This is a genomic window from Streptomyces sp. NPDC040718, from assembly GCF_055593565.1.
Window position 1 is genome coordinate 1 of record NZ_JBVIXO010000040.1, and the last position, 4,005, is coordinate 4,005.

1 protein-coding gene is annotated in these 4,005 nt (G+C 69.5%); it reads left to right on the forward strand.

What is annotated here, in order from left to right; translation table 11 throughout:
• Positions 1-16: 16 nt before the first annotated feature.
• Positions 17-3,856, forward strand: a complete 3,840-nt coding sequence (locus ACZ597_RS35520; RefSeq protein ID WP_471339582.1) for a non-ribosomal peptide synthetase — start codon at positions 17-19, stop codon at positions 3,854-3,856.
• Positions 3,857-4,005 lie beyond the last annotated feature (149 nt).

Here is a 4,005-nt window from a genome sequence, read left to right on the forward strand (position 1 = left end):
CACCTACAACGTTCCGGTGGCGTTCCGGATCACCGGCGACCTGGACGCGGCCGTTCTCGAACAGGCTCTGGGCGACGTGGTGGCACGGCACGAGAGCCTGCGGACGATCTTCCGGGAGATCGGCGGAGCCCCGGTCCAGACGGTGCTGGGCGCGGACGCGTGGAATCCGACGCTGCACCGAGTCAGCTGTGGTGCGGACGAACTGCACGCGATGGTCCGCACGGCCGGCGAGTACGTCTTCGACCTGTCCGCCGAGCCTCCGCTGCGGGCGACGCTGTTCACGGCCGGCCCGGAGGAGCGGGTACTGCTGCTGCTCATGCACCACATCGGGAGCGACGGCGCCTCCATGGGGCCGCTCGGACGCGATCTGGAGACGGCGTACCGCGCCCGGCTCCAGGGTCTGGCACCGGCGTGGTCCGCGCTGCCGGTGCAGTACGCGGACTACACCCTGTGGCAGCGTGAGCTCCTCGGCACGGAAGAAGACCCCCGCTCCCTGGTGAACGAGCAGCTGTCCTACTGGGTGGACACCCTCCAGGACGTGCCCGACCAGCTGGAGCTGCCCTTCGACCGGCCCCGGCCGGAGGTGGCCAGCTACCGCGGCGACATGGTTCCGGTCCGGATCGACGCCGAACTGCACCGCGCGCTCATCGACTTGGCCCGGGACACGAACACCACGGTGTTCATGGTGCTCCAGGCCGCTGTCGCCACCCTGCTGAGCCGATTGGGCGCGGGGACGGACATCCCGATCGGCACCCCGAGCTCAGGACGCACCGACGAGGCCCTCGACGATCTGGTCGGCCTCTTCCTCAATACGCTCGTGCTGCGCACCGACACCTCTGGGAACCCGACGTTCCGGGAACTCCTCGAACGGGTCCGCAAGACCGCCCTGTCCGCCTACATGCACCAGGACGTTCCGTTCGAGCGCGTGGTCGAGGCGGTCAATCCGGCTCGCTCGCCGGCCCACCACCCGCTGTTCCAGGTCATGGTGGTCCTGCAGAACACCGGCGGACACGAGTTCTCGCTGCCCGGTGTGGTGACCGAAGCCGAGGACCTGCTCAGTACCCGTACGGCCAAGTTCGATCTCGGCTTCATCCTCAACGAGCACTACGAGGCCGACAACCGTCCGACCGGGCTCCAGGGAATGCTGGAGTACAGCAGTGACGTCTTCCAGAAGGACACCGCCGAACGGATGGCGGCCCAGCTGGTACGGGTCCTGACGCAGGTCAGCACCGCACCGGACCGCGGGATCAGTGAGGCGGAACTCCTGTCGGCGACCGAGCGGGAGCAGGTGTTGGGGTCGTCGGCCGCGGCGGAGCCGGGTAAGGAGCTCCCGGCCGGTTCGGTGCAGGCGGCCTTCGCCGCTCAGGCGCTGCGGTCCCCGGACGCGGTGGCGGTGCGGTGTGCCGGGCGGGAGCTGTCGTACCGGGAGCTGGACGAGCGGGCGAACCGGCTCGCGCACCGTCTGGTGGGTCTGGGAGTGCGCCCGGAAGCGCCCGTCGCGGTGCTGATGGAACGCTCCGTGGACGTGGTGGTCGCTCTGCTGGCCGTGCTGAAGGCCGGAGCCTTCTACCTGCCCCTGCACAGCAAGTACCCGCTGCAGCGGATGGAGCGGGTCGTCGACGAGACGTCCGCGCCCGTGCTGCTGGCCGACCGGGCGATGCGCGAGCGCGGCCTGCCCGCCGCACCCGCGGTCGTGGTGGTGGACGAGGACGCGGAGCTGGCCGGCTACCCGGTCAGTGACCCGGGTGTGGAGAGCCGGCCCGAGCAGCTGGCGTACGTGATGTACACGTCCGGCTCGACGGGCCGCCCCAAGGGCGTGGCGGTCACCCACCGAGACGTACTCGAGCTGGCCGTGGACGGCATGTTCGGCGCCGGTGCGCACGAGCGGGTGCTCCTCCTGGCCTCCTACGCCTTCGATCCCTCGACGTACGCCTTCTGGGTGCCGCTGCTGCACGGCGGACGGACCGTCATCACGCCCGAAGGCGACCTGGGGGTCGCCGATCTGGCCCGTCTGATCGTCGAGGAGGAGATCACCGGCCTGGACATCACCGCAGGCCTGTTCCGCGTGATGGCGGAGGAGGACCCGGGCTGCTTCGTGAACGTGCGCGAGGTGATCACCGGTGGTGACGTGATCTCCCCGACCGCGGTGCGGCGGGTGCTGGAACACTGCCCGGACACCGTCGTCCGCTGCGCCTACGGTCCCACCGAGACCACCCTGTTCGCGACCCAGGCCCCCTGGAAGGCCACCGACGAAGTTCCTGCGCCGGTGCCGATCGGCCGTCCGCTGGACGGCATGCGCGCCTACGTCCTCGACGACGGCCTGCACCTCGTCCCGCAGGGCGTGGCCGGCGAGCTGTACCTCGCGGGTGCCGGCCTGGCCCGGGGCTACTTCGGGCGGGCGGACCTGACGGCGGAGCGGTTCGTGGCCGACCCCCTCGGCCCGGCCGGCAGCCGCATGTACCGCACCGGCGACCTCGCCCGCTGGTCCCGCGAAGGACTGCTGGAGTTCGTGGGCCGGGCCGACGACCAGGTCAAGATCCGCGGCTACCGCATCGAACTCGGCGAGATCGAAGCCGTACTCGGCCGCTTCCCCGGACTCTCCCAGGTCGCGGTCGTCGCCCGGGAGGACCAGCCCGGCGACAAGCGCCTCGTGGCCTACCTCGTCCCCGAGAACGTCACCGACACCGTCGACACCGTAGCGCTGCGCGCGCAGGCGACCGGCCTGCTGCCCGAGTACATGCTCCCCGCCGCGTTCATGGTCCTCGACCAACTCCCCCTGACCGCCAACAACAAGGTCGACCAGCGGGCCCTGCCCGTCCCCGACCTGCCCGCCCCCGGAACCGGACGCACCCCGCGGACCCCCCAGGAGGAAACCCTCTGCCGGCTCTTCACCGAGGTCCTCGGCATTCCGGCCGTCAGCATCGACGACAACTTCTTCGAACTCGGCGGCCACTCCCTCCTCGCGGCCAGTCTCATCAGCCGCATCCGCGCGACCCTGGGCGTCGAACTGCAGGTGCCGACCTTCTTCCAGACCCCTACCATCGCCGGCCTCGTCCAACAGCTGGAGCCGACGGCGGGGAACCCCTCCGGGCGCTCGCTGGGAACCCTGCTCCCCCTGCGCGCGGAAGGAGATCTCGACCCGCTGTTCTGCATCCATCCGGCGATCGGTCTCAGTTGGGCGTACTCGGGCCTCTTGCGCCATCTGGACAGCCGGCAGCCGCTCTACGGCCTGCAGGCCCGCAAGTTCAGCCGGCCGGACGCCTCGGCACCCGGGCTCGAGGACATGGTCGAGGACTACCTGAACGAGATCCGAGCAGTTCAGCCCTCCGGTCCGTACTCCCTCCTGGGCTGGTCCTTCGGGGGCATCGTGGCTCACTCCCTCGCGGTCCGCCTGCAGGAGGAGGGGGAGGAAGTCGCCCTGCTCTCCATGATGGACAGCTACCTGCCCGCTGACGGCTGGGAGGGCGAGCCGCTGTCGTACGACAGCCCGGAGGTGATGGGGGCCATCGCCGAGTCCGTCGGACATGACCCGACATCGCCGGAAAGCCCTCTCGCCGGCCTTGGTGCGGACGGGTTCTCGGCCCTGGTCGAAGTCTTCGTGGACACCGCCAACTTGAGCGATCACTTGAATGTCGGCAAGTTCATGGGCGACATACTCTTCTTTTCCGCGGCTGCCGACCACGCGGACGGTGGACTCAGTCCCGATGTCTGGTCCTCGCATGCGAACGGGCGGATCGAAGTACACGCCATCGACTGCGCGCACGGGGCCATGACCCAGCCCGGCCCCCTCTCCGAAATAGGCCGGATCCTGGCCGAAAGGCTGGCCCTCAACGCGAAGAAGCAGGGCAACTCCTAGTTTCCCCCGGCCTGTGGCGGGATCTCGATCCCGCCACAGGCGTCCGTAAACTCATTCTCAGGAGAATTGTTGAAAGTCACCGGCAAGGAGAAGGCCGCCCAGCCGCGTCTGGGCAGCAGCTTCAACAAGGTGTGGGTGGCCTCGATCGC